Raw genomic sequence first — 21,243 nt, forward strand, 5'->3', positions numbered from 1 at the left:
TGGCCGTTCGACGGAGCGGGGTTACGGAGAGTCAGGGAGGCCGCGCATGGCCATCCTCATGGGGTGGCGTGAGCGATGGAGGGCCAGGGGCGGCCGCGCACTCCCCTGGGCCGTCTGCTTCGCCCTCGCCGCCCCGGGCGTGTTCACAGGCACCTGGACACCCACGGCCGCCACGCTGCTCCTCGCCCCGCTGGCGGCGTGCGTCCGGCTCGGCGTACGGCAGACGGCCGCCGTGGCGGGCGGGGCGGTGCTTCTCGCGCTCGCGACCTGGGCGACGTACGGCTTCGCGGTGTCGCCGTCCCTCTTCCTGGACCTCCTGGTCCTGGCGGTGGGCGGCGCGCTCACCGTCCGTGCCGCCGCCCGGCACGCGTCGGACGCGGCCGCCCTGGACCGGGTCACCGAGGCCGCGCGGGCGGCGGAGGGAGCGATCCTGCGCCCCGTCGCCGCACACATCGGCGGCGTGGAGGTCTGCACGCGGCACCACTGCCCCGTCGAGGGGGCGACGGTGGGCGGCGACGCGTACGACATCGCACACACGCCGTACGGCGTCCGGGTGCTCATCGGGGACGTGTGCGGCCACGACCTGAAGACCCTCCGGCTCACGGCCGAGGTCATCGGCGCCTTCCGCGACCAGGTCTACGTAACGCCCCAACTGCCCGACCTTGCACGGCTGATGGACGCCCGGATCACCCGGGCGCTGGGGCCGGAGGAGTTCGTCACCGCGCTCTTCGCCGAGTTCGCCCCCGGCGAGGTCAGGATCGTCAACTGCGGGCACCCCGCGCCGCTGCGGGTGGGCAGGCAGACCAAGCTGCTCGAACCCCCGGAGCCCACGCTGCCCCTGGGGCTCGGCCCGCGGCCCGCGGTGCACCGTGCCTGGCTGCAGCCCGGCGACCGGGTGCTGTTCTACACCGACGGGCTCAGCGAGGCGCGTGACCCGAGCGGCGCCGACTTCCCGCTGCTCGAAGGGGCGGCGCGGGCGCTGGGCGAACCGCTGCCCGCCGACGCGCTCGACGCGCTGTACGCCCGCCTGACCGACCACACCAAGGAGCCGCTGGCCGACGACGTCGCGTTCGTGCTCTGCCAGCCGGCCGACCGCCCCGCCGACGACGACGGACCGTTCCACGTGGTCGTCAGGGAGAGGGATTCGGATCGGGGTCGCCATGGTCCGTCACCGGCCAGGGGCGCAGGCCCTCGCTGTTGATGACGGGCCCGAGCTCCCGCGCGAGCGCCACCGTGAGCGCGCGGAAGATCCGCACCTCGGGGTTCTCCTCGTCCGCGCGCACCGCGAGGTGGCTGCTCTCCCACGGGGCGTCGATGATCGGTACGAAGGCGGCGCCCGGCCAGGCGTAGTAGCGGGCGAAGGACTTCAGGCCCGAGCCCGCCGCCCGGCCCGTGATCACGCCGGTGAGGACCTCCTGCGGGGTCACCGCGAAGTCCGTGCTGCGGCGCTGGGCCTCGTCGTCGAAGTAGAGGTACTGGGTGAAGGGGCGCGGGGTGTGGCCGGGTACGCGGAAGAAGGGCAGGCCCGCGATGTCGGCGACGCTCGCGCCGGTGAGCCGGGCGTCCGCCAGCGGGGAGTGCGCGGGGACGACGACGATGCGCTGCTCCGTCGTCAGGACGTCCGAGACGACCCGCTCGTCGTCGGGGCTCGGGCGGACGAAGGCCACGTCCACGCGGTCCTCCGTCAGAGCCGTCACATGCTCGGTGAAGTCCAACTGGCGTATCTCCACCCGGACTTCGGGCCGGGCGCGACGGTAGGCGTTGATCGCGGCCGGGGTCAGCTCCGCCGAGCCGTGGCCCATGATGCCGACGCGCAGTGGGCGGCCCGCGGCCGTGGGGCGGGTGGCCTCGGCCATGTCGTCGAGGGCGGCGTTCGAGGCGGCGAGCAGCACGCGGGCGTGACCGGCCAGGCGGACGCCCGCGGGGGTGGGCGCCACCGGGGTCGCGGTGCGGTCGATCAGGACCGTGCCGAGCTCCGTCTCCAGGCGGCGCACATGCTGGGTGACGGCGGGCGGGGAGAGGAAGAGACGGGCCGCCGCCCGGCCGAAGTGACCTTCTTCGACCACCGCGAGGAAGGACGACAGAAGCCGTAGATCGAGCGGTGACGAGGGCATGTCTCCAGCGTAGACCCGGTGGTCACGGGGGTGCGCGGGCCGTTCACGATTCGTGAACGCAGGCGGCGGACGGGCAGGGCGCGCGCCTAGAACTGACCGTCATGAGCACCACCACTCCCCACACCTCCGCCCGCCCCGAGGCCGGCTCGGCGACCGCTCCTGCGCGGGCTCCCCGCCGCCGGTACGGGGTGCGGGCGGCCTGGATCATGATGGCCTCCGGGTGGAGCGCCAACCAGTTCTCCGCGCTGCTCGGCGCCTACAGGTCCGAGCTCGGACTCGCCGAGTCCGCCGTGACCGGGCTCTTCGCGCTGTACGTCGTCGGCCTCATCCCCGGCCTCCTCGTCGGCGGCCCGCTCGCCGACCGCGTGGGGCGCCGCCCGGTGGCACTGACGGCGCTCGCGCTGAACCTGCTGTCCACCGGGGTGCTGATGCTGGGGGCGGGGGCCACGGGGTGGCTGTGGCCGGGGCGGTTCGTGACGGGGGTGAGCGCGGGGGCCCTGCTGGCGGCGGGCAGCGCGTGGATCAAGGAACTGTCCTCGGCGGAGGGCTCATCCGGGACCACGGCTTCGCGCCGGGCGGGCTTGTTCGTCTCGGCGGGCTTCGCGTCGGGGGGCCTGGTGGCGGCGCTGATAGCACGGTGGTCGCCGGAGCCGATGGTGGTGGCGTATGTCCCGCATGTGTTGCTGGCGGCGGGGGCGGGAATGGCGGCGCTGAACGCCCCTGAAACCGTTGCCGTCCCCGCTGTGGGCAGGCGTTCCGCACGGCGAGGGGGGTCCCCCCTGCTCGAGCGAAGCCGAGAGCTTGGGGGAGGGTGGGCACAGCCCACAACGCCGAGCACCGATCAACGAGGCATGGCTACACGGTTCCGCCGAGCAGTACTCCCCGTAGCCCCCTGGGTCTTCGCCGCCCCCAGCACCGGCTTCGTCACCCTCCCGGGCCTGGTACACGGAGGCCTCGTCTACGCAGGCGCAGCCACGGCGATCGTCCCCGGCACGGGCTTGCTCGTACAACCGCTGGCCCGCCGCCTCGCCCCCCGGCACCGCCTGGCCACGGCAGCGGCAGGCCTGCTGATCATCACGACAGGCTTCGGCACGGCCGCCCTGGCCGCGGCGACCGAAAACCCCGCCCTGGCCCTCGCCGCAGCCGCGATCCTCGGCGCGGGCTACGGCTTCGTGCTGACCCACGGCCTCACCGAGATCACGGCCATGGCCCCACCGCACCGCCTGGCCCGCCTCACCGCGTACTTCTGGACGGCGGCGTACACAGGAATGTTCGCGCCGTACGCGGTGACACTCCTGTCCGGCTCCGTGGCCCGCCCCCCGACCCTGCTGGCGGCGGCAGCCGTCCTGGCGGCCCTCTCCTGCGCCCTGCTGATCACCCTGAACCGCCGCCCCGCGCAGGTGGCCCCGGTCTCGCCCAACGGGCGGCCGTGACCTGATCACGCCCCGGTTTGTATCCTCGGCGGGCCCCACCCCACCCGAGCCGCACCCCGAGAGGCACCACCATGAGCACCGAGCCGACCCCCGACGCCCAGGCCCTGGCAGGGCTGCTCGACCGGGCGCGGCAGGACTACGACGATCTCGCGGGCCGCGGACTCTCCCTCGACCTGACCCGCGGCAAGCCCGCCCCGGAGCAGCTGGACCTCTCCGAGGAACTCCTGGGCCTGCCCGGCAGCGGTCGGCACACCTCCGCCGACGGCACCGACGTACGCAACTACGGCGGGCTCCAGGGCCTGCCCGAGCTCCGGGAGATCTTCGCCGAGCTGCTCCAGGTCCCCGCGGACCAGCTCCTCGCGCTCGGCAACTCCAGCCTTGAGCTGATGCACGACTGCCTCGTGCACGCCCTCCTCGGCGTGCTGCCCGGCGCCGAGTCGCGCTGGGTGGACCAGGAGCGCATCGCCTTCCTGTGCCCGGTGCCCGGCTACGATCGGCACTTCGCGCTGTGCCAGCGGTTCGGCATCGACATGATTCCCGTGGCGATGACCGACGAGGGCCCGGACATGGACGAGGTCGAGCGGCTCGTCGCCGGGAACCCGGCGGTCAAGGGCATCTGGTGCGTGCCGAAGTACAGCAACCCCGACGGCGTCGTCTACAGCGACGCGACCGTGGCCCGGCTGGCCGCGATGCCCACGGCCGCCCCCGACTTCCGGATCTTCTGGGACAACGCGTACGCGGCCCACCACCTCACCGACGAGCCCGCCGAGATCGCGGACCTGCTCGCCGCCTGCGCCGCGGCCGGGCACGAGGACCGGGCCTTCGTCTTCGGCTCCACCTCGAAGATCACCGCGGCGGGTGCGGGCGTCGCCTTCTTCGGCTCGTCGCCCGCGAACGTGAAGTGGCTCCTGGCCAACAACCAGAAGCGTTCGATCGGCCCGGACAAGATCAACCAGCTGCGCCACGTGCTGTTCCTGAAGGACGCCGACGGGGTGCGCGCCCACATGGAGCGCCAGCGCGCCCTGCTGCAGCCCAAGTTCGAGACGGTCGCGCGGATCCTGGACACCGAACTCGGCGGCACGGGCCTCGCCACCTGGACCTCGCCCAAGGGCGGCTACTTCGTGACCCTCACGGTCCCGGACGGCTGCGCCAAGGAGGTCGTACGCCGCGCCGCCGAAGCGGGCATCGTCCTGACACCCGCCGGGGCCACACACCCCTACGGGGACGACCCGCGCGACGCCGTCATCCGCATCGCACCCAGCTACCCGGGCCTCCCGGAGCTGGAGCAGGCGATCAAGGGCCTGACGGTGTGCGTGCGCCTGGTGGGGTACGAGCGCCTGGCCGCGGGATAGGCGGTTGCCCCCTGGGGGCGGCCGCCCCCAGGGGGCAGTGCTAGTGCTGCTGCGGCTTGTGCGGGGTCGCCTCGCTCGGGCGGACGATGACGTGGCCCTCGCCCTCCAGCTTCAGCTGCACGGCCTCGCCCGACCCGCCGCGGATCATCGAGCCGATCGACTGCGAGCGGTGCAGGGAGGTGTGGAGGGCGGCGGTCCAGCCGACCACCGCGTCCGTGTCGACGAACACCGGCTGCTGCGGCGAGACGGGGATCACCAGCGGGTTCCCCTCGCAGACCAGCCCGAGCCGCCCCGAGCCGGTGAAGACGCTGTTGAACAGGCCGCCGCCGGTGATGCCCGCACCCTTCACCGTCTTGATCTCGTACGAGAGGGTCGGGTCGAAACACAGGACGTTGCGGCCGTTGACGGTCAGGACGTCGCCCGGCTCGACGTCGACGATGAAGCAGTTCTGCGCCTCGTGCGCGAACCACGCCTCGCCCTGGCCGCGCACGGCCATCAGCGGCAGGCCCTCGCCGGTCATCGCCCGCTTGAGCATGCCGCCGACGCCCTGGCCCTTCCGCTCGAACTGCAGGTTCCCCCGGTAGGCGATCATCGCGCCCTGGCGTGCGTGCATCTCGCCGTTGACCGCGTACTTGATCGACTTGGCGTTCTGGAGGGCCATCCCGGGCGCGTGGGCCGGCTGCGCCATGTGGTCGCTGGAGAACAAGTCACTCTTCATGCCCACATCTTGAGCTATGGCGTGCAGGTTGGGCCATGGCCCCGCACGCCGGGCTGTGGCTTGCGCGCGCGGAACCGCATGCCTCCTGTCTCCGGATGCAGATCGACGGCGACGCCCGTGAAGCCCACCTCCTTGAGACGGCCGGGGAGTTCCACCGGGTCCACCGTGTTCAGGACGTCCCCGATGTGCAGCTCGTCGAGCTCGTCGCTCGGCGGGCTGTCGCTGCCCGCGAAGACGCCGCCGGGGCGCAGCACGCGGAACGCCTCGGCGAAGATGCGGTCCTGGAGGGCGTCCGTCGGCACGTGGTGCAGCATCGTGAAGCCGACGACCGCGGAGTACGCGGCGTCGGGCAGCGGCATCCGTGCGGCGTCCGCGTGCAGGATGCGGGCCCGGTCGCCCCAGTCGCGCGCCAGGAGCCGGGCGGTCTCCTCGTCGATCTCGATCGCCGTGAGCCGGGGGACGAGGTCGACGAGCACGCGGAGGTTGGCGCCGTACCCCGGGCCGATCTCCACTACGTCGTCGCCCAGTTCGACGCCCTCCAGGGCCCAGGGCAGGATGCGGTCCTTGACGGTCTGTGCCCACTCGTCGGAGCTGCACAGTGCCTGGTGTGCTTCGTTCATCGGCATACGGCGACGCTAGGCCGGGCCCCGAGGTGTCCGCCACAGGCTAGGGTGCCATCCCATGTCGCGAACCGGACACGACCTGAACTTCGGCCCCCACGCACGTCCCACCACCGCGATCTTCGCCACCGGGACGCTTCGGTCCGTCCCGAAACGTCGCCCCCTTACCGTCGGGGCATGACACTTCGGTACGAGGAGTTCCGCGACCTGCACCGCTCCGGTGCGCCCCTGCTGCTGCCCAACGCCTGGGACCACGCGTCGGCCGCGGCGTTCGCGGCCGCGGGGTTCCGGGCGGTGGGGACGACCAGCCTGGGCGTGGCGTCGGCGGCGGGCCTGCCCGACGGCGCAGGCGCCGCACGGCACGAGACCGTCCGCCTGGCCCGCGGTCTGGCCCGCCTCGACGCGCTGCTCAGCGTCGACGTCGAGGGCGGCTTCAGCGACCGCCCCGAGGAAGTCGCCGCGCTGGCCGCCGAGTTGGCCGACGCCGGTGCGGTCGGCGTCAACATCGAGGACGGCCGACCCGACGGCACACTGCGGGACACCGGGCATCAGTGCGAGATCCTGCGGGCCGTACGGGAGGCGGTGCGGGGCCGGCTCTTCGTCAACGCGCGCACGGACACGTACTGGCTGTCGCCGGGCGGTGACGGCCGCTCGGCGGCGCGGACCGAGGAGCGGTTCGCGGCGTACCAACAGGCGGGCGCGGACGGCCTTTTCGTGCCGGGCCTGAAGGACGTACGCGTCATCGCCGAACTGACCTCGGGCTTCGATGCCCCGCTGAACATCCTCCACGCCCCGGACGGGCCCGCCCTGCCCGAGCTGGCCCAGGCGGGTGTGGGAAGGGTCAGCTGCGGCTCGCTGCTCTTCCGCGCGGCGCTGGGGGCGGCGGTGGCGGCGCTCGAAGGGGTGGCGCGCGGCGCCGCGAAGTCGGCCGAGGGCGTTCCCTCGTACGCCGAGACGCAGGCGCTGGCCGACGCCTTCGCCTAGAGTCTCGGCGGTGGAGATCAGTCGACTGACCGATGCCGAGCGGCGGGTGTGGGAGGCGTATCCGCTGGGGCGGACCGTCGACTTCCGGGTGCGGGGCCAGAACACGGCGGCGGCGGGCGCGGAGTGGGGGCCCGAGCGGACGGTGCGGGCCGAGGTGCTGCGGGCGCTGCTCCTCGACGGTCCTCGCCAGGCGGGCGAGACAGCGAGGCTCCGCCTCATCGCCGCCCGGGTCAGCGGGAAGCTCGACCTTCAGCACGTGGACATTCCGGAACCGCTCCACCTGTTGTCCTGCTACTTCGACGAAGAACTCGACCTGTACGGCGCGCAGTTGCGGAGGCTGAACCTCGGCTGGTCCGCGCTGCCCGGCCTGAACGGTATCGCCCTGCGGATCGACGGTGCGCTGCGCATGACCGGGTGTCGTGTCCGGGGTCCCGTCCGGCTCGGCGGCTCGCGGATCTCGGGGGCGGTGTTTTTCAACGGGGCCGAACTGGGCGAGGAGAGCGTCGAGTTGTCCGAGCCCGTCCTCGCGCTCAACCGCGTCACCATCGACGACGACCTCCAGGCCGACAAGGGCTTCACCGCGCACGGCCTGGTCCGCATGGCGGGGGCGGTCATCGCCGGGAACATCACCTTCGACGACGCCGTGCTCAGCAATCCCGGGGGGACGGCACTCCACGCGTCGAACCTCAACGCCGGTACCGATTTCCACGGGGCGCGGCTGCGGGCGTACGGGCGGGTCAACCTGCGGGGTGCGCGCGTGCCGGGGCAGTTGAACCTTGAGGACGCGTGCTTGTCGAACCCGGGCGGGACGGCGCTGCGGGCCAGCGGTGTTGTCGCGGGGACGCTCTGGCTGAGCGGCGCCGCCCCGGTGGACGGCGCGGTCACCCTGCGGGGCTCGCAGCTCGATCTGCTGCACATAGCCCCGGAGGTCTGGCCGGCTCAGGTCCGCCTCGACGGCCTGACCTACGCGAGGCTCGGCCCCCACGAGTCCGCCGAGCGGCGGCTTGAGGTCCTGCGGCGCGACACCGACGGGTACGTGCCGTATGCGTACGAGCAGTTGACGGCGGCGTATCGGCGTAACGGCGACGACGCGGCCGCCCGCACGGTGCAGCTCGCGAAGCAGCGCCGCCATCGCGCGACGCTGCCTCGGTATGCCAGGGCCTGGGGGTATCTCCAGGACGTGACGGTCGGCTATGGGTTCCGGCCCACGTGGGCGGCGGCGTGGTTGTTGTCGTTGGTGCTGGTCGGCGCGGTGATCTTCGGGTTGAGTCAGCCGCCGCCGCTGAAGCGGGGCGAGGCCCCGGATTTCAACGCCGTCTTCTACACGCTGGACCTGCTGTTGCCGATCGTGGACTTCGGGCAGGAGAGGGCGTATGCGGCGGAGGGCGCGTATCAGTGGTTCGGCTACGCGTTGGTGGTGTTGGGGTGGACCTTGGCGACGACGATCGCGGCGGGGGTGACGAGGGCGATCAGTCGGCAGTAGGGGTCGGGTGCGGGTGGGTGGGGGCTTGTCGCGCAGTTCCCCGCGCCCCTTAAGGGGCGTCCAGCTCGCGTCAGTGTTTGATGTGGGCCACGAATGCGGACCAGGCGGCGGCGTCGAGCACCAAAGCGGGACCGCCAGGAATCTTGCTGTCCCGTACGGGGACAACGCCGGGGACTCCGTCGGCGACCTCTATGCACTCACCGCTGTCGCCGCCGCTGTACGTACTCTTGCGCCACCGAGCGTCGCTCAGGTCGTACTCGCCCATTGCCTGTAGTCCTCCGCCACCGATCCGATCAGGGCCAGGGACGCCTCTGGTGACAGCGCGGCGGCCCTGAGCTGATCGTATGCCGCCCGCATCTGCTTCACCACTGCTGGATCGTCCAGCAGAGTCCCCGAAAGCACGCCTTCTGTATAGGCAGTTGGTGGCGCATCCTCGAACTCCATGAGCTTCAGCATCTTGCCCATGCTCGGATACGCCCCAGCGGAGAACGGCAGCACCTGAACCATTGCCTGGCGCGCGTGTGCCGCGGCGGCGATGTGCTCCAGCTGCTGGACCATCGTTTCCGAGCCGCCGACTGGGGTGCACAGGGCGGTTTCATGTAGAACGACCCAATACGCGGGCCGTGTAGCGTCCTTGAGGATGGAGGCCCGTTCCATACGGGCTTTGACGCGCTCCTCGATGTACTCGTCGGCAGCAAAAGGGTGGCTTGCCAGGAACACCCCGCGTGCGTAGTCACTGGTCTGGAGCAGGCCAGGAACGACAGCTGGGGCAAAGTCATAGATCTCCGTCGCGAGCCGTTCCAGTTCCGCCACGTGTGCGAAGTACTCCGCGTAGCGGGTCTCTGCGATCAACTTCCGGCACATCCGCTCGAAAAAGCCGTCGGTTTGTAGCACCTCATCAATACGTTGAGCCACATCCAACTGAGGCTTTCGAATCGCCTGTTCGAACTGACCGATATACCCACCGGAGACAATAACCCGAACCCCCAGCGCAGACTGGCTCAGCCCCGCATCCTCCCGCCTCCGCTTCAGCTCCGCGCCGAAGAACTCCCACGCCGCCTGCCTCGAACCACGCGAACCATTGGCCATGGCCAACCGCCTCCCGCTGCCTCTCAGTTGTAGAGGACAGACTCCTGCCGAGTGTAGGGGGAAGCCGTCACCGTGGTGGCACGAAGAGTGAAATCCAACGGCAAAGGGGAGCCACGTGACGACCGGAGAAAAGCCCCACGCAGTGGCCTGCGTCGAACACGCGGAGGAAACAGTGAACGAATTGCGCACCGCACTCGCACGGGCAGGAATTACGTGGCCGTCATTGGGGATCGACCCTGTGACGATCGCCAGGGAGGCGCCCTGCCCGCGGATCGAATTGGGCGGATGTTCCGTCGACCAGGCGGCCCGCCTCGCCGCCGCGCTGAGGAGTGAGCCATGAACCGTCCGTCGAACCTCCCCGTCGGCTCGTACGTGGTGGACACCCGCAACGGCCGCGTGGGCAGAGTCATGGGTCACGAGGGCCCGTACGTCCAGCTCCGCCCCTACGGCGGAGGCAGGGAGTGGGACTGCACACCGGAGGCGGTGAGGACGGCGACCACCGCGGAGCGGCTGCGTGCGGCGACGGCGTATGCGAACGCACGGAGCCGGGGCGAGGTGCCCTGAGGCCCGGGAGGGCGACCCGGGCCCGCTCACCCCCTGCCGTACGCGAGAATGGACCCATGAGTCTGTTCCGCGACGACGGCATCGTGCTGCGCACCCAGAAGCCGGGTGAAGCGGACCGCATCATGCTGCTGTCTCCCGGGGGGCGCCCCCCGTACCCCCAGCCGGACACCCGTGGGGGCGCGCGATGAGTCTCTTCCGGGACGACGGAATCGTCTTGCGGACACAGAAGCTGGGTGAAGCGGACCGCATCATCACCCTGCTCACGCGTGGTCACGGCCGCGTGCGCGCCGTGGCGCGCGGGGTGCGGCGCACGAAGTCCAAGTTCGGGGCCCGCCTCGAACCGTTCTCCCACGTCGACGTGCAGTTCTTCGCGCGGGGGAGCGAACTGGTCGGCCGCGGGCTGCCGTTGTGCACACAGAGTGAGACCATCACTCCGTACGGTGGCGGGATTGTCGCCGACTACGCGCGGTACACCGCCGGCACGGCCATGCTGGAGACCGCCGAGCGGTTCACGGACCACGAGGGCGAGCCCGCCGTGCAGCAGTACCTGCTGCTGGTGGGCGCGCTCCGCGTGCTGTCCCGCGGCGAGCACGAGCCCCACCTCGTCCTCGACGCCTTCCTGCTCCGCTCCCTGGCCGTGAACGGCTACGCGCCCAGCTTCACGGACTGCGCGAAGTGCGGCATGCCGGGACCGAATCGCTTCTTCTCGGTCGCCGCGGGCGGCTCGATTTGCGTCGACTGCCGGGTGCCCGGCAGCGTCGTGCCGTCGACGGAGGCCCTCACACTGCTCGGCGCGCTGCTCACGGGCGACTGGGAGACCGCGGACGCGTGTGAGGCGCGGCACGCCAGGGAGGGCAGCGGGCTTGTTTCCGCCTATCTGCATTGGCACTTGGAACGCGGACTGCGTTCACTGCGGTACGTAGAGAAGAACTGAAGCGAGCTAGGAGAGAGCCCCCCATGGCACGACGCGGAATCCTCGGACGGTCCCGCCGCGAGTACGCGACGCCCGAACCGCACCCCTCGGGCGCGCAGCCGCCGAAGATCCCCGGCGAGCTGGTTCCGAAGCATGTCGCCATCGTCATGGACGGGAACGGCCGCTGGGCCAAGGAGCGCGGCCTGCCGCGCACCGAGGGGCACAAGGTCGGCGCCGAGCGCGTGCTCGACGTACTCCAGGGCGGCATCGAGATGGGCGTCGGCGCGATCTCGCTGTACGCCTTCTCCACCGAGAACTGGAAGCGGTCCCCGGACGAGGTGAAGTTCCTCATGAACTTCAACCGCGACTTCATCCGCAAGACCCGCGACCAGCTCGACGAGCTCGGCATCCGGGTGCGCTGGGTGGGCCGCATGCCCAAGCTGTGGAAGTCGGTCGCCAAGGAGCTGGAGATCTCCCAGGAGCAGACCAAGGGCAACGACAGGCTGACCCTGTACTTCTGCATGAACTACGGCGGGCGGGCCGAGATCGCCGATGCCGCGCAGGCCCTCGCCGAGGACGTGAAGGCCGGGCGGCTCGACCCGTCGAAGGTGAGCGAGAAGACCTTCGCCAGGTACCTGTACTACCCGGACATGCCGGACGTGGACCTGTTCCTGCGGCCCAGCGGCGAGCAGCGCACCTCCAACTACCTGCTGTGGCAGAGCGCGTACGCCGAGATGGTCTTCCAGGACGTCCTGTGGCCGGACTTCGACCGGCGCGACCTGTGGCGCGCCTGCCTCGAATTCGCCTCGCGCGACCGCCGCTTCGGCGGGGCGATCCCCAACGAGCTGCAGATCGCCAAGAGCTAGCGGTACGCGTACGAGAGGGGCCCGCACCGTCGCGATGACGGTGCGGGCCCCTCACGTACGTACTGCACTACTTGCTCGCGCACTCCGCGCATGTGCCGAAGACCTCGACCGTGTGCGCCACGTTCACGAAGCCGTGCTCCGTGGCGATCGACTCGGCCCACTTCTCCACCGCGGGGCCCTCGACCTCCACGGCCTTGCCGCAGACGCGGCAGACGAGATGGTGGTGGTGCTCGCCGGTCGAGCAGCGGCGGTAGACCGTCTCGCCCTCGTTGGTGCGCAGCGCGTCCACCTCGCCGGCGTCGGCGAGCGACTGGAGCGTGCGGTAGACCGTGGTCAGGCCGACGGAGTCGCCCTTGTGCTTGAGCATGTCGTGCAGCTCCTGGGCGCTGCGGAACTCGTCCACCTCGTCGAGTGCCGCCGCCACTGCCGCGCGCTGGCGGGTCGACCTGCCTCGAACCGGGGCTCCCACGGTTGCCTCCTCGCGTCTGCGCTCTGGTCTGGGCCTGCCGGGCCATTGTGCCAGGTCGCTCGGAGCGCGGGTCAGGTCCTGGCCACGGGCTGGGCGGGGACCGAGCACTCGGCGGGGTCGCCGAGCGCCTCGGCCGCGGCGGCGGCCCGCGCCCTGCGCCTGGCCAGCGGCGTCGCGAGCACGGTGAGGGCGATGAAGACGCCGATGGTCAGGAGCACGATCGTCGCGCCGGGCGGGACGTCCTGGTAGTACGAGGTGACGGTGCCGCCGAGGGTGACCGCGACGCCGATGGCCACCGAGATCGCGAACGTCGCCTTGAAGCTGCGGGTGAGCTGCTGGGCGGCCGCGACCGGCACCACCATCAGCGCGGAGACCAGGAGCAGGCCCACGACCCGCATGGCGACGGTGACCGTGACCGCCGCGGTCACCGCCGTCAGCAGGTTCAGCGCGCGCACCGGCAGGCCCGTCACGCGCGCGAACTCCTCGTCCTGGCTGACCGCGAAGAGCTGACGGCGCAGGCCAAGAGTGACCAGGACCACAAAGGCGGCGAGCAGGCAGATCGCGGTGACGTCCTCCTCGGAGACCGTCGAGAGCGAGCCGAAGAGGTACGACTGGAGGTTCGCGTTCGAGCCGCCGGGGGCGAGGTTGATGAACATGACGCCGCCCGCCATGCCGCCGTAGAACAGCATCGCGAGGGCGATGTCGCCGCGCGTCTTGCCGTACCAGCGGATCAGCTCCATGACCACGGCACCGACGATCGCGACCGCCGTCGCCATCCACACGGGAGAGGTCGAGAGCAGGAAGCCGAGGCCGACGCCGGTCATCGCGACGTGGCCGATGCCGTCGCCCATGAGGGCCTGGCGGCGCTGCACGAGGTAGATGCCGACGGCGGGCGCGGTGATGCCGACCAGGACGGCGGCGAGCAGCGCCCGCTGCATGAAGGCGTAGTTGAGGATTTCCATCGTTCTTGCTCGCCCTCGGTCAGGTCAGCAGGCCGGTGCGGACCGGCTCCGCGTCGGCGGTGTGCGGGTGGACGTGGTCGTGGCCGGGCAGCGCGTGCTGGCCGACGGCCTCCGGGGGCGGCCCGTCGTGCAGGACGCAGCCGTCGCGGAGCACCACGGCGCGGTCGATCAGCGGCTCCAGGGGGCCGAGCTCGTGCAGGACGAGCAGGACGGAGGCGCCTCGCTCGACCTGGAGGCGCAGGGTGTCGGCGAGGACCTGCTGGCTGGCGAGGTCGACGCCCGCCATCGGCTCGTCCATGATCAGCACCTCCGGCTCGGAGGCCAGCGCGCGGGCGATGAGGACCCGCTGGTGCTGACCGCCGGAGAGGGCGTTCACGGAGTCCTTGGCGCGGTCGGTGAGGCCCACCAGGTCGATGGCGCGGGCGACGGCCTCGCGGTCGGCCTTGCGCAGCACCCCGAAGCGGGCGCGGGCGAGCCGGCCGGAGGCGACGACCTCGGTGATCGTGGCGGGCACGCCGCCCGCGGCGGTGGTGCGCTGCGGGACGTACCCGACGCGGGCCCAGTCGCGGAAGCGGCGGCGCGGGGTGCCGAAGATCTCGACCTCGCCGCCGGACACGGGGACCTGTCCGATGACCGTGCGCACGGCGGTGGACTTGCCGGAGCCGTTGGCGCCGAGGAGGGCGACGACCTCACCGCGCCGCACGGTGAGGTCGATGCCGCGAAGCACGGGGCGCGAGCCGAGTTCGGCCGTCACCTTGCGCAGGGATATGACGGCCTCGCCGGTGTCGGCCTGCTTGCTCATGGCTCGTGCCTCCGTAGCCGCGGGAGTGGGGGTCACTTGGCGCCCAGGGCCTTCTGCAGGGCCTTGAGGTTGGACTCCATGACCTGGATGTAGTCGTCACCCTTGGACTTGTCGGTGATGCCCTCGATCGGGTCGAGCACATCGGTCTTCAGGTTCGCGTCCTTGGCCATGGTCTTCGCCGTCTTGTCGCTGACGAGCGTCTCGTAGAAGACGGTGGTGACGCCGTCGGCCTTCGCCATCGTCTGGAGGTCCTTGACGCGCTTGGCGCTGGGCTCGCCCTCGGGGTCGAGGCCGCTGATGGCCTCCTCGGTGAGGCCGTAGCGCTCGGCGAGGTAGCCGAAGGCGGCGTGGGTGGTGATGAAGACCTTGGACTTGGTGTCCTTCAGGCCGTCCTCGAAGGACTTGTTCAGGCCGTCGAGCTTCTTCACCAGGGCCGCGGTGTTCTTCTTGTACGTCTTGGCGTTGTCCGGGTCGGCCTTCTCCAGGGCCTTGCCGACGCCCTCGGCGACCTCGGCGTACTTCACGGGGTCGAGCCAGATGTGCGGGTCGGAGCCCTCGTGGGAGTGGCCGTGGTCGTGGCCCTCTTCGTCCTCGCCGTGCTCGTGCTCCTCGGCGTGCCCGCCGACCTCGTTGCCGTGCTTCTCCATGCTGGTCAGGGAAGCGGCGTCGACCTTGGTCTTGATGCCGGACTGGTCGATCGCGTCGTCGACGGCGGGCTGCAGGCCCTTGAGGTAGAGGGCGACGTCCGACTCTTCCAGCTGTCCGCGCTGCTTGGCGGAGATGTCGAGGTCGTGCGGCTCCTGGCCGGGCTCGGTGAGCGTGGTGAGGGAGACGTGGTCCCCGCCGATCTGCTCCGCGAGGTACTGCATGGGATAGAACGACGCCACCACGTCGAGCTTGCCGTCCTTGTCGCTCGCGGCCGACGAGGAGCAGGCCGTCAGCGCCGTGAGGCCGAGGACGGTGGCGGAGGCAAGGGCGGCGGTGGGTATGAGGCGTCGTACGTTCATGACACTCATTTTCAACAAATGTGGAAACGATTGTCAACAAGGGGTCCGGTCCGGGGTTCGGTCCGGGCTCCTGTCCCGTGCCGCGCAGGAACCGATTTGATTAGGGGGGTAAGGCCGCCGGTAACCTGAAGCATTCGCTCCCGAAGCCGCTGCTCCGGCAGTCATCGCTTCGTCCGCCGTCGTCATGAAGAGAGCACCGTGGCCGCCGACAAGATCGACACCATCGTCAGCCTGAGCAAGCGCCGTGGCTTCGTTTTCCCCTGCAGTGAGATCTACGGCGGTCAGCGCGCCGCCTGGGACTACGGGCCGCTGGGCGTCGAGCTGAAGGAGAACCTCAAGCGCCAGTGGTGGCGCTACATGGTCACCTCGCGCGAGGACGTCGTCGGCATCGACTCGTCCGTGATCCTGGCCACCGAGGTCTGGCAGGCCTCCGGCCACGTCGCCACCTTCACGGACCCGCTCACCGAGTGCACCTCCTGCCACAAGCGCTTCCGCGCCGACCACCTGGAGGAGGCCTACGAGGAGAAGAAGGGCCGCGCCCCCGAGAGCCTCGCGGACATCAACTGCCCCAACTGCGGCACCAAGGGCCAGTTCACCGAGCCCAAGCAGTTCTCGGGTCTCCTCTCCACGCACCTCGGCCCCACCCAGGACAGCGGCTCCGTCGCCTACCTGCGCCCCGAGACCGCCCAGGGCATCTTCACCAACTTCAGCCAGGTGCAGACCACTTCGCGCCGCAAGCCGCCCTTCGGCATCGCGCAGATGGGCAAGTCCTTCCGCAACGAGATCACGCCCGGCAACTTCATCTTCCGCACCCGCGAGTTCGAACAGATGGAGATGGAGTTCTTCGTCAAGCCGGGCGAGGACGAGAAGTGGCAGGAGTACTGGATGGAGCAGCGCTGGAACTGGTACACCGGCCTGGGCCTGCGCGAGGAGAACATGCGGTGGTACGAGCACCCGAAGGAGAAGCTCTCCCACTACTCCAAGCGCACCGCTGACATCGAGTACCGCTTCCAGTTCGGCGGCAGCGAGTGGGGCGAGCTGGAAGGCGTCGCCAACCGCACGGACTACGACCTGTCGGCGCACTCCAAGGCGTCCGGCCAGGACCTGTCCTACTTCGACCAGGAGGCCGGCGAGCGCTGGACCCCGTACGTCATCGAGCCCGCGGCCGGTGTCGGCCGCACGATGCTGGCGTTCCTCCTGGACTCCTACATCGAGGACGAGGCCCCGAACGCCAAGGGCAAGCTGGAGAAGCGCACGGTCATGCGCTTCGACCACCGCATCGCCCCGGTGAAGGTCGCGGTGCTTCCTCTGTCGAGGAACCCGGAGCTGTCCCCGAAGGCCAAGGGCCTGGCGACGGCGCTGCGGCAGAACTGGAACATCGAGTTCGACGACGCGGGCGCCATCGGCCGCCGCTACCGCCGCCAGGACGAGATCGGCACGCCGTACTGCGTGACGGTCGACTTCGACACCCTGGACGACAACGCGGTCACCGTCCGCGAGCGTGACTCGATGAAGCAGGAGCGCGTCTCCCTCGACCAGATCGAGGGCTACCTCGCGACGCGTCTCGTGGGCTGCTGACGCTTGTCCGTTCACGGAGTGGCGTACGTTCACTGAGTGACGTCGCACGAAGCCCCCGGTTCCGGGTTATGGAACCGGGGGCTTCGGTGCACACTGAAGCGCATGCTTCCGATGACCGCGAGCAAGGTCAGCAGATGGGACCAGCACGGGCGCAAGCATGTCGTCCAGGTCCAGAAGGCGGGTGTGCAGCGGCAGTTGAGCTGCGGGACCTGCGGGTGGCGCAGGAAGGCGCAGTTCCTGCCGTGGCTCAAGGCGGAGGAGCACCTGGCGCGGGAGCATCAGGCGACGGTTGACCCGTCGGCCTCGTCTTCGTCCTCGTAGGGCCTGGGGGTCAGTACGAGGACGGCGGCGTCCTGCGGCTGCGGGGTGAGCAGCAGGTTCATGCCGTACGGGCGGGGCGCGCGGCCGCTCCGCGACGCGATCTCGACGGTCCGCGAGGCGAAGTCCCCGATCGAGCGGCAGGCCCACCAGGCGTTCAAGTCGGGCCGTGCCTCCCGCAGTCGGTCGGTGAGGCGCCGGAAGTTCTCGTCGCCGGGGCGGCGGTCCGCGCAGGTGCGCAGGTGCCGGTACAGGTCGACGGCGACGGGTTCCCAGTCGGGCAGCGCCTGCTGATGCCGGGCGTCCCCGACCAGCAGGAGCACCAGATTGCGCCGCTCTTCGGGGATGCCCGCGGGGTCGGGCAACAGGGCGGCGTACGCGGAGTTCCAGGCGAGGATGTCCAGGGCGGGGCCGAGGAGCAGGGCCGGGCTGTCGGGCCAACTGTCCAGCATGGCGCGGAGGTTCGGGTCGTACGAGGTGTGCCGGTCCGCGGCCGCGGGGGCGAACCCGGCGAGCGCGAGGGCGTGCCGGTGGGCGGTGTCGTCCAGGCGCAGCGCACGGGCGACGGCGTCGAGGACCTGCCGCGAGGTGTCCACGCGGCCCTGCTCCAGCCAGGTGTACCAGGAAACGGAGACGCCGGAGAGCGCGGCGACCTCCTCGCGGCGCAGCCCTTTCGCGCGGCGGCGCGTGGTGTTCGGCAGCCCGACGTCGCCGGGGGAGAGGGACTCGCGGTAGGCGCGCAGGAACCCGCCCAACTCGCGCCGGACCGCCGACTCGTGCGCCGCAGCAGCTGTAGCCATGACGTCAGCCTATGACCCGCACTCACCCCCACAGACGCCTGTCTGGCTGGGACGGGCGCCGGGGCCGAGGCTTGGCGCATGACTGAAACCCCTGTTGAAACCTCTGCTGAAGCCCCTGCTGAAGCCCCTGTGATGTGGCGCCGCCGCAACGACTCCACGAACCTGCCGGAGCCCCGCCCCTTCATCCGCGTCTACACGGGCCCGGGAACGCTGGACGAACTGGCGTCTTCCTACGAGCGCCTGCTCGGCACGGAACGGGACATGTGGTTCGCGTATGCGGAGAAGAAGCTCGCTCTCGCCGTGGTGGGCGCCTTCCTCCTGATCGAGGGTACGGAGGAGACCCTCGCCCCCTTCCGCGCGACGCACGGCACGCTGCTGATCGACTCGGCGCGGAAGTACCTGGAGCGCCTTGCGGCGGAGGGCGCGGAGATCACGGAGCCCTTGATCAAGGTCCCGACGGGCTCGGGCTTCACGGCACGGCACAAGGACGGAACGGTGATCGAGTACGTGGAGCACAGGCCGACGGAGGAGGGGCTGTAGGCAGGGTTGTCAGAGGCGGGCCCTAGGGTCCGAGTGTGACTTCAACACCTTCTACGCACCTCGATGAGACGGCGAACGCCTACGACTCCATAGCGACCGTGTACGCGGGGCTGGCCCGAGACGACCTGGAAACCCCCTCGCTGGACCGGGCGTGGATCGCCGCGTTCACCGACCAGGTACGGGCGGCGAACGCCCCCGGCCCCGTCGCGGAGCTGGGCTGCGGCCCCGGCCCCGTGACGGCCCTCCTGCGGGACCTCGGCCTGGACGTCTTCGGCATGGACCTGTCGCCGACGATGATCGACCTGGCGCGCGAGGCGTACCCGGAGATCCGCTTCGAGGTCGGCTCGATGGACGCACTGGACCTGCGGGACGGAGCCCTCTCCGGCATCGTGTCCTGGTACTCGGTGATCCACACCCCGCCGCAGGAACTGCCGCCGTACTTCGAGGAGTTCCGCCGGGTCCTGGCCCCCGGGGGCCACCTCCTGCTCGCCTTCTTCGAATCGGAGGGCGACCCGGTGACCCCGTTCGACCACAAGGTGACGACGGCCTACCGCTGGCCGGTCGACGGCCTGGCGGAACTGGCCGCCAAGTCCGGCTTCGCCGAGGTGGGCCGGATGCTGCGCGAGCCCCGGGAGGGCGAGAGGTTCCGCAGGGGCCATCTACTGATGCGAAGGGAAGAAGACTAGGAGGGGGTACCGCCGGGGGGGGGCTCCCTCCCGGCCCCGGCCCAGGGCCTGTCCGGCGGATCATGTGGCTTCCTCGCTCCGAGCTCGTGGACGTGTCCATGGGGCGGGGAGATCTCACGAACGAGGAATGGGCCAGGCTGAAGCCGCATCCGCCGAAGTCCGGTAAGCGGGGCGGCCGTTGGGCGGGCCATCGAAGGATCATCAACGGAATCTTGCACCGGAACCGTACGGGGGTGCCCTGGCGGGATCTGCCTGCGCGTTTCGGCAAGTGGAAGACCGTGTACGAGCGCCACAGACGCTGGTCCGCGGACGGCACGTGGGACAGGCTCTTCGCGGCCGTCCTGGCCGACGCCGACGCGGAAGGTCGCATCGGCTGGTCGATGGTGAGCGTGGGCTCCACCTCCTGTCGGGCCCACCAGCGCGCCAACCGCCAGAGCCGAAGCAGCAGGGGCGGTCGGCCCGCCGGTTTCGACAAGCGCGCCTATGTCTTCCACGGCACCATCACCCTGGCCTCGATCCGCCTGTGGCTCAGACCGTGATCAGGCAGACAAAGCGTTGGTCGTCCGCCCGGCTGGCCTGACACGATCTGGGTGTGACCACGTTGTTCCTGATGGTCGGCCTACCCGGGGCCGGAAAGACCACGCGAGCTCGACAGCTCGCCGAAGAGCACCGCGCGCTGCGCCTGACGCCCGACGACTGGATGATTCCCCTGTTCGGAACGGCAGAGGCGGACGGGAAGCGCGACGTGCTGGAAGGGCGCATGCTCTGGCTCGCCTTGGAGGCGGTCAGGCTGGACACCAACGTTGTCGTGGACTACGGCTGTTGGTCCCGGGACGAACGGTCGGCGATCCGCTGGTTGGTGGAGGCCGAGGGCGCGCGCTTCCGCATGGTCTACCTGCCGGTCGACGGTGAGACACAACGCGCCCGGATCGCCCATCGCCGGACCGCTGCCCCCGAGGAGACGCTCCCGATGACCGAGGCCGACATCCTGCACGGGTGGGCGCACTTCGAGGAACCCGACGCGGCGGAGCTGGGAGGACGCTGGGCCGAAAGCCCGCCCCCCGGCTGGGCGAACTGGCGGGAGTGGGCCGCCAACCGATGGCCGTCTTTCGCGTGACTGTTTCGGCCCAACACCGGGTGGCGCGACTCTGGGACAGGCTCTTCAGCCAGCAATGGGTGCGCCCTGGAAACTCGACAGCGCAGCCGCGCCGGGCGCACTCGCGCCAGCCCAAAGAGATCCGCCGGACAGGCCCTAGCCAACAACGCTTCGACTGATCACCGTTCATCCCGGTCTCAGGGCCGGCCTGGCTGCCTCGTGATCGGCTCGGCCTCCCGCAGCAGCAAGCTCCCGCCCGAGTGGGCATGATTGCGATGCGGTCACGCCCACTCGCGCGCAGCCCTCGGCGGTAGTGCAACCGACTGTACGGCCGGGGAGACTTCTGTGGAATGAGCCCACGTCTTCCCCGACGCCAGGCTGCTCAACGCGGCCTTCGGCCCATCGGTCTCGTCCTTGCATTGGTCTTCGTCGTCGCACTGCTCGTTGCCGCTGGTGTCTTCTACGCGGTCTGGGATCTGCTGGGAGCACACGCGGTAAAGCCAGAACGCCATATCGACGCCAAGACTCTGTTCGATCTGGTCAAGCTCTCCCTCGGCGTAGTCGCCGGGGCAGGCGCCTTGGTCGCCCTGGTCGTCGCCTACCGCCGCCAGCGCATCGACGAGGACGGCGCCTTGCGGAAGCCACTGCTGCACCGGGTCTCCCATGCCGCGTCGAAGCTCGCGGCAGAGGTGTCGTACAGCGGCTGGCCATCAGTGCGGTACGGGAGTTTCAGGGCGTTTTCCTCTCTTGGACGGGCCGCCATGACAACATCTCGTCAGGTTGACGTGAAGAGGGTCGAACTTCCGTCCATCCCCCGATCAGTCTGAGATCCTGGAGACCGATCGAGAG

At 70.5% G+C, this 21,243-nt stretch carries 25 protein-coding genes and 1 pseudogene; 16 read left to right on the top strand and 10 right to left on the bottom strand.

Annotation, left to right across the window (positions count from 1 at the left end; genetic code table 11):
* Window positions 1-46: 46 nt before the first annotated feature.
* Window positions 47-1,201, top strand: coding sequence for a PP2C family protein-serine/threonine phosphatase (locus tag ACZ4D5_RS02640; protein WP_467770480.1), 1,155 nt, complete (start codon window positions 47-49; stop codon window positions 1,199-1,201).
* Here ACZ4D5_RS02640 and ACZ4D5_RS02645 read toward each other — a convergent pair.
* A complete protein-coding gene (locus tag ACZ4D5_RS02645; RefSeq protein ID WP_467770481.1) occupies window positions 1,131-2,114 on the bottom strand; it encodes a LysR family transcriptional regulator in 984 nt (327 codons plus the stop codon). The two genes, ACZ4D5_RS02640 and ACZ4D5_RS02645, sit on opposite strands and share 71 nt — an antisense overlap.
* A gap of 101 nt (window positions 2,115-2,215) precedes the next feature.
* Between ACZ4D5_RS02645 and ACZ4D5_RS02650 the strand changes: the two genes are divergently transcribed.
* Both ACZ4D5_RS02650 and ACZ4D5_RS02655 read left to right on the top strand, forming a co-directional pair.
* On the top strand, window positions 2,216-3,547 hold the full coding sequence (locus tag ACZ4D5_RS02650; protein ID WP_467770482.1) for an MFS transporter: 1,332 nt from the start codon (window positions 2,216-2,218) through the stop codon (window positions 3,545-3,547).
* A gap of 71 nt (window positions 3,548-3,618) precedes the next feature.
* Entirely contained in the window at window positions 3,619-4,899 is a 1,281-nt protein-coding gene (locus ACZ4D5_RS02655; RefSeq protein WP_467770483.1) for an aspartate aminotransferase type Ic, read from the top strand.
* Window positions 4,900-4,939: 40 nt separating this feature from the next.
* On the opposite strand, the gene ACZ4D5_RS02660 is transcribed toward ACZ4D5_RS02655, so the two are convergent.
* Both ACZ4D5_RS02660 and ACZ4D5_RS02665 read right to left on the bottom strand, forming a co-directional pair.
* On the bottom strand, window positions 4,940-5,617 hold the full coding sequence (locus ACZ4D5_RS02660) for an AIM24 family protein (RefSeq protein ID WP_467770484.1): 678 nt from the start codon (window positions 5,615-5,617) through the stop codon (window positions 4,940-4,942).
* A 14-nt stretch (window positions 5,618-5,631) separates the two neighbouring features.
* Complete coding sequence (locus ACZ4D5_RS02665; protein WP_467770485.1) at window positions 5,632-6,243, bottom strand: class I SAM-dependent methyltransferase; 612 nt, start codon at window positions 6,241-6,243, stop codon at window positions 5,632-5,634.
* Window positions 6,244-6,414: 171 nt separating this feature from the next.
* Here ACZ4D5_RS02665 and ACZ4D5_RS02670 point away from each other — a divergent pair, with 171 nt between their 5' ends.
* Both ACZ4D5_RS02670 and ACZ4D5_RS02675 read left to right on the top strand, forming a co-directional pair.
* Window positions 6,415-7,221 carry an isocitrate lyase/PEP mutase family protein gene (locus tag ACZ4D5_RS02670; protein WP_467770486.1) on the top strand — a complete coding sequence of 269 codons (807 nt, stop codon included), beginning with the start codon at window positions 6,415-6,417 and terminating at the stop codon, window positions 7,219-7,221.
* A gap of 10 nt (window positions 7,222-7,231) precedes the next feature.
* The gene (locus ACZ4D5_RS02675; RefSeq protein WP_467770487.1) at window positions 7,232-8,704 is read left to right on the top strand and encodes a membrane-associated oxidoreductase; all 1,473 of its coding nucleotides are present in this window, start codon (window positions 7,232-7,234) and stop codon (window positions 8,702-8,704) included.
* 70 nt (window positions 8,705-8,774) lie between these two features.
* Here ACZ4D5_RS02675 and ACZ4D5_RS02680 read toward each other — a convergent pair whose 3' ends face one another.
* Together ACZ4D5_RS02680 and ACZ4D5_RS02685 are read right to left on the bottom strand one after the other, a co-directional pair.
* On the bottom strand, window positions 8,775-8,969 hold the full coding sequence (locus ACZ4D5_RS02680; protein WP_467770488.1) for a DUF397 domain-containing protein: 195 nt from the start codon (window positions 8,967-8,969) through the stop codon (window positions 8,775-8,777).
* Window positions 8,951-9,793, bottom strand: a complete 843-nt coding sequence (locus tag ACZ4D5_RS02685; RefSeq protein ID WP_467770489.1) for a helix-turn-helix domain-containing protein — start codon at window positions 9,791-9,793, stop codon at window positions 8,951-8,953. Before ACZ4D5_RS02685 ends, ACZ4D5_RS02680 begins: the two co-directional genes overlap by 19 nt.
* A gap of 336 nt (window positions 9,794-10,129) precedes the next feature.
* Here ACZ4D5_RS02685 and ACZ4D5_RS02690 point away from each other — a divergent pair, with 336 nt between their 5' ends.
* The 4 genes from ACZ4D5_RS02690 to ACZ4D5_RS02705 are packed head-to-tail and all read left to right on the top strand — an operon-like array spanning window position 10,130 to window position 12,136.
* On the top strand, window positions 10,130-10,357 hold the full coding sequence (locus tag ACZ4D5_RS02690) for a hypothetical protein (RefSeq protein ID WP_467770490.1): 228 nt from the start codon (window positions 10,130-10,132) through the stop codon (window positions 10,355-10,357).
* A 56-nt stretch (window positions 10,358-10,413) separates the two neighbouring features.
* Window positions 10,414-10,545: a hypothetical protein gene (locus ACZ4D5_RS02695; RefSeq protein WP_467770491.1), complete on the top strand. Its 132-nt coding sequence runs from the start codon at window positions 10,414-10,416 to the stop codon at window positions 10,543-10,545.
* Entirely contained in the window at window positions 10,542-11,291 is a 750-nt protein-coding gene (gene recO / locus ACZ4D5_RS02700) for a DNA repair protein RecO (RefSeq protein ID WP_467770492.1), read from the top strand. The genes ACZ4D5_RS02695 and recO overlap by 4 nt, the downstream gene beginning before the upstream one ends.
* Before the next feature lie 23 nt (window positions 11,292-11,314).
* The gene (locus tag ACZ4D5_RS02705; RefSeq protein WP_467770493.1) at window positions 11,315-12,136 is read left to right on the top strand and encodes an isoprenyl transferase; all 822 of its coding nucleotides are present in this window, start codon (window positions 11,315-11,317) and stop codon (window positions 12,134-12,136) included.
* A gap of 67 nt (window positions 12,137-12,203) precedes the next feature.
* Here the strand turns inward: ACZ4D5_RS02705 and ACZ4D5_RS02710 are convergent, their stop codons facing one another.
* The 4 genes from ACZ4D5_RS02710 to ACZ4D5_RS02725 all read right to left on the bottom strand — a co-directional run bounded on the left by ACZ4D5_RS02710 (window position 12,204) and on the right by ACZ4D5_RS02725 (window position 15,376).
* A complete protein-coding gene (locus tag ACZ4D5_RS02710) occupies window positions 12,204-12,605 on the bottom strand; it encodes a Fur family transcriptional regulator (protein ID WP_467770494.1) in 402 nt (133 codons plus the stop codon).
* Between the two features lie 71 nt (window positions 12,606-12,676).
* Window positions 12,677-13,567: a metal ABC transporter permease gene (locus tag ACZ4D5_RS02715; protein WP_467770495.1), complete on the bottom strand. Its 891-nt coding sequence runs from the start codon at window positions 13,565-13,567 to the stop codon at window positions 12,677-12,679.
* Between the two features lie 19 nt (window positions 13,568-13,586).
* On the bottom strand, window positions 13,587-14,369 hold the full coding sequence (locus ACZ4D5_RS02720; RefSeq protein ID WP_467770496.1) for a metal ABC transporter ATP-binding protein: 783 nt from the start codon (window positions 14,367-14,369) through the stop codon (window positions 13,587-13,589).
* A 32-nt stretch (window positions 14,370-14,401) separates the two neighbouring features.
* Window positions 14,402-15,376 (bottom strand): metal ABC transporter substrate-binding protein, encoded by a 975-nt coding sequence (locus tag ACZ4D5_RS02725; RefSeq protein WP_467770497.1) that lies wholly within the window; start codon window positions 15,374-15,376, stop codon window positions 14,402-14,404.
* Between the two features lie 198 nt (window positions 15,377-15,574).
* Here ACZ4D5_RS02725 and ACZ4D5_RS02730 point away from each other — a divergent pair, with 198 nt between their 5' ends.
* Both ACZ4D5_RS02730 and ACZ4D5_RS02735 read left to right on the top strand, forming a co-directional pair.
* A complete protein-coding gene (locus ACZ4D5_RS02730) occupies window positions 15,575-16,954 on the top strand; it encodes a glycine--tRNA ligase (RefSeq protein WP_467770498.1) in 1,380 nt (459 codons plus the stop codon).
* A gap of 102 nt (window positions 16,955-17,056) precedes the next feature.
* On the top strand, window positions 17,057-17,275 hold the full coding sequence (locus ACZ4D5_RS02735) for a hypothetical protein (RefSeq protein WP_467770499.1): 219 nt from the start codon (window positions 17,057-17,059) through the stop codon (window positions 17,273-17,275).
* Here the strand turns inward: ACZ4D5_RS02735 and ACZ4D5_RS02740 are convergent.
* Window positions 17,233-18,072, bottom strand: a complete 840-nt coding sequence (locus ACZ4D5_RS02740; RefSeq protein ID WP_467770500.1) for a helix-turn-helix domain-containing protein — start codon at window positions 18,070-18,072, stop codon at window positions 17,233-17,235. The genes ACZ4D5_RS02735 and ACZ4D5_RS02740 overlap by 43 nt on opposite strands.
* A 78-nt stretch (window positions 18,073-18,150) precedes the next feature.
* Here ACZ4D5_RS02740 and ACZ4D5_RS02745 point away from each other — a divergent pair, with 78 nt between their 5' ends.
* The 5 genes and pseudogenes from ACZ4D5_RS02745 (at window position 18,151) to ACZ4D5_RS02765 (ending at window position 21,221) form a co-directional block, all read left to right on the top strand.
* The gene (locus tag ACZ4D5_RS02745) at window positions 18,151-18,612 is read left to right on the top strand and encodes a hypothetical protein (RefSeq protein ID WP_467770501.1); all 462 of its coding nucleotides are present in this window, start codon (window positions 18,151-18,153) and stop codon (window positions 18,610-18,612) included.
* Window positions 18,613-18,647: 35 nt separating this feature from the next.
* Window positions 18,648-19,298: a class I SAM-dependent methyltransferase gene (locus tag ACZ4D5_RS02750; protein ID WP_467770502.1), complete on the top strand. Its 651-nt coding sequence runs from the start codon at window positions 18,648-18,650 to the stop codon at window positions 19,296-19,298.
* A 98-nt stretch (window positions 19,299-19,396) separates the two neighbouring features.
* Window positions 19,397-19,723 (top strand): annotated as a pseudogene (locus ACZ4D5_RS02755) (IS5 family transposase); the annotation flags it as partial.
* 167 nt (window positions 19,724-19,890) lie between these two features.
* Complete coding sequence (locus ACZ4D5_RS02760; RefSeq protein ID WP_467770503.1) at window positions 19,891-20,415, top strand: P-loop nucleotide/nucleoside kinase family protein; 525 nt, start codon at window positions 19,891-19,893, stop codon at window positions 20,413-20,415.
* Between the two features lie 398 nt (window positions 20,416-20,813).
* Entirely contained in the window at window positions 20,814-21,221 is a 408-nt protein-coding gene (locus ACZ4D5_RS02765; protein ID WP_467770504.1) for a hypothetical protein, read from the top strand.
* The last annotated feature ends 22 nt before the right edge of the window (window positions 21,222-21,243 follow it).

The organism is Streptomyces sp. NPDC025651, assembly GCF_055558735.1.

Coding starts and splice junctions, on each gene's coding strand:
- ACZ4D5_RS02740 (WP_467770500.1), bottom strand. CDS start 18,072: ATGGCTACAGCTGCTGCGGCGCACGAGTCGGCGGTCCGGCGCGAGTTG.
- ACZ4D5_RS02650 (WP_467770482.1), top strand. CDS start 2,216: ATGAGCACCACCACTCCCCACACCTCCGCCCGCCCCGAGGCCGGCTCG.
- ACZ4D5_RS02655 (WP_467770483.1), top strand. CDS start 3,619: ATGAGCACCGAGCCGACCCCCGACGCCCAGGCCCTGGCAGGGCTGCTC.
- ACZ4D5_RS02735 (WP_467770499.1), top strand. CDS start 17,057: ATGCTTCCGATGACCGCGAGCAAGGTCAGCAGATGGGACCAGCACGGG.
- ACZ4D5_RS02725 (WP_467770497.1), bottom strand. CDS start 15,376: ATGAACGTACGACGCCTCATACCCACCGCCGCCCTTGCCTCCGCCACC.
- recO (WP_467770492.1), top strand. CDS start 10,542: ATGAGTCTCTTCCGGGACGACGGAATCGTCTTGCGGACACAGAAGCTG.
- ACZ4D5_RS02745 (WP_467770501.1), top strand. CDS start 18,151: ATGACTGAAACCCCTGTTGAAACCTCTGCTGAAGCCCCTGCTGAAGCC.
- ACZ4D5_RS02715 (WP_467770495.1), bottom strand. CDS start 13,567: ATGGAAATCCTCAACTACGCCTTCATGCAGCGGGCGCTGCTCGCCGCC.
- ACZ4D5_RS02705 (WP_467770493.1), top strand. CDS start 11,315: ATGGCACGACGCGGAATCCTCGGACGGTCCCGCCGCGAGTACGCGACG.
- ACZ4D5_RS02670 (WP_467770486.1), top strand. CDS start 6,415: ATGACACTTCGGTACGAGGAGTTCCGCGACCTGCACCGCTCCGGTGCG.
- ACZ4D5_RS02685 (WP_467770489.1), bottom strand. CDS start 9,793: ATGGCCAATGGTTCGCGTGGTTCGAGGCAGGCGGCGTGGGAGTTCTTC.
- ACZ4D5_RS02640 (WP_467770480.1), top strand. CDS start 47: ATGGCCATCCTCATGGGGTGGCGTGAGCGATGGAGGGCCAGGGGCGGC.
- ACZ4D5_RS02665 (WP_467770485.1), bottom strand. CDS start 6,243: ATGCCGATGAACGAAGCACACCAGGCACTGTGCAGCTCCGACGAGTGG.
- ACZ4D5_RS02680 (WP_467770488.1), bottom strand. CDS start 8,969: ATGGGCGAGTACGACCTGAGCGACGCTCGGTGGCGCAAGAGTACGTAC.
- ACZ4D5_RS02690 (WP_467770490.1), top strand. CDS start 10,130: ATGAACCGTCCGTCGAACCTCCCCGTCGGCTCGTACGTGGTGGACACC.
- ACZ4D5_RS02660 (WP_467770484.1), bottom strand. CDS start 5,617: ATGAAGAGTGACTTGTTCTCCAGCGACCACATGGCGCAGCCGGCCCAC.
- ACZ4D5_RS02695 (WP_467770491.1), top strand. CDS start 10,414: ATGAGTCTGTTCCGCGACGACGGCATCGTGCTGCGCACCCAGAAGCCG.
- ACZ4D5_RS02645 (WP_467770481.1), bottom strand. CDS start 2,114: ATGCCCTCGTCACCGCTCGATCTACGGCTTCTGTCGTCCTTCCTCGCG.
- ACZ4D5_RS02720 (WP_467770496.1), bottom strand. CDS start 14,369: ATGAGCAAGCAGGCCGACACCGGCGAGGCCGTCATATCCCTGCGCAAG.